1 protein-coding gene and 1 pseudogene are annotated in these 1,857 nt (G+C 67.5%); both read right to left on the reverse strand.

Features of this window, described 5'->3' with window-relative positions; all coding sequences use genetic code 11:
* Positions 1 to 90: 90 nt before the first annotated feature.
* Positions 91 to 1,428 (reverse strand): IS110 family transposase, encoded by a 1,338-nt coding sequence (locus K4S16_RS00005; protein WP_149256720.1) that lies wholly within the window; start codon positions 1,426 to 1,428, stop codon positions 91 to 93.
* 234 nt (positions 1,429 to 1,662) lie between these two features.
* A pseudogene (locus K4S16_RS00010) lies at positions 1,663 to 1,857 on the reverse strand (IS110 family transposase); the annotation flags it as partial.

Genomic DNA, 1,857 nt, shown 5'->3' on the forward strand with positions numbered 1-1,857 from the left:
ATGCTGAACGGAAAATCGAACCTTCGCCGGGCAGGCGGCAGCGTCCGTTGCGCGGAGCGGAACGGGCATTGGTGACAGCGGAGGCTGTGGTCAGGCTGCGGGTGCGAGGGTGACTTGGTGGCCGAGGGCCTGGAGTTGGCGGACGAGGTCTCGGGTCCTGCGGGTGGTGTTCAGGTGGTGCTGGTGCCAATCGGCGCCGAGATCTTGGTAGCGGGCGTCGGCGTCGTTGATCAGATGCCAGGCGATGACGAGGATGGTGCGAGCGACCGCGACCAGTGCTTTGGCGTGGCCTCGACGTTTGACGATGCGTCTGTAGCGTGCGCCGAGAAAGGTGTCGGTGCGGGCGGCGGCGCTGGCCGCTTCGCCCAAGGCACCCTTGAGCCATGGGTTGCCCTGGCCAGCCGGACCGGCGGTGTTCTTGGTCCCGGACTGGATGGTCCGGGGGCAGAGCTTCGCCCAGGAGACCAGGTGGTCCGCAGTGGGGAAGCGGCTCATGTCCAAGCCGATCTCGGCGAGAACGATCTGCGCGGTCGTCTCGCCGACACCGGGAATGGCGTCGAGGCACTGGATGAGATCGTGGCCGGGTCTTCCGGAGGCATCGGCCGCGGCCGATGCCTCGGCGCCGTCGCTGGGCGGGGCTGTCATCGTGTGGAGGAGCGCGTTGATCCGCCGGTCGAGCTCGTTGATCTGCGCGGTGAAGTGGTCGATGGTGTCCAGCAGGATCCGCAGAAGGTGGCCGTGGTGGTCTTCGAACTGCCCGGTGAGCGCCTCGATGAGCGCATCGTGCTTCTTGATCAGACTCCCGCGGGCCAGATCGGCCAGCGTGCGGGGGTTGCGCTCGCCGGCCACCAGGGCGTCCAACATCGCCCGCCCGGAGACTCCGAAGAGGTCGGAGACAACGGTGGACAGCTTGATCTGGGCGTCTTCAAGTGCCTTCTCGACGCGGTGCTTGTGCCGGGTGCGGTCCTGGGTGAACGCGATGCGGGTGCGGGTGAGATCTCTCAGCCGTCGCACCGGTTTCGGCGGGACGAAGGAGGCGCGGACCATGCCGCGTTCGGCGAGCTTGGCCAGCCAGACGGCGTCGAGCTTGTCGGTCTTGGGACGGCCCGGGACGTTCTTCACCTCGCGGGCGTTGACCAGCCAGCACTCCAGGCCGCGAGCCTCGAGCAGGTAGAAGAATGCCTTCCAGTAGGTGCCGGTGGCCTCCATGACCACCCGCTGAACACCCTGGCAGACGAGGCGGTCACCGAGTTCGGTGATCGCGTTGGTGGTGGAGGCCACCGTCCAGACCTGCTGCACCCGCCGGCCCTCGATCCGCTCGTGCGGCAGGCGCATGCACACCACACCGGACGCCTTGGCGATGTCGATCGCAGCGACCCTGGCCACGGTTCCGTCGGCTTGGTCCTCCCTGATCTCTTCCATGGTCATCGGCCCTCCCTTGCCGTCGTGCTCCAGGACGGGGCCGCCCGGGGAGCCGGAGGGAGGCGGAGAAGCTGAACGTCGTGCTCAAGGCGACAGGGCGTGGTCCCTCGGCTGGCCCCCTCACCAGACTCCTATGCGGGCTCGAAGCCCAAACATCATGCGGCGTCAGCGGGCGACCCTCGCGCCGATTTTCACGCCCGCGGGGCGTCGCCGCAGGCGAACGGCTGACTCCTATGGATGTCAAGCGGCGAGTTCAAGATCGCTTGATGTGATGATCTGGTAGAGCTCGCGGGCGATGTAGCGCTTGAGGCATCGGATGATCTCTTTCTTGGACAGGCCTTCGGTGGTGCGTCGTTCGGCGTAGGCGCGGGTGCGGGGGTCCCAGCGCAGGCGGCACAGCACCACGCGGTAGAGGGCGGCGTTGGCCTGCCGGTC

The organism is Actinomadura sp. K4S16 (assembly GCF_008327685.1).
Classification (GTDB): Bacteria; Actinomycetota; Actinomycetes; order Streptosporangiales; family Streptosporangiaceae; genus Spirillospora.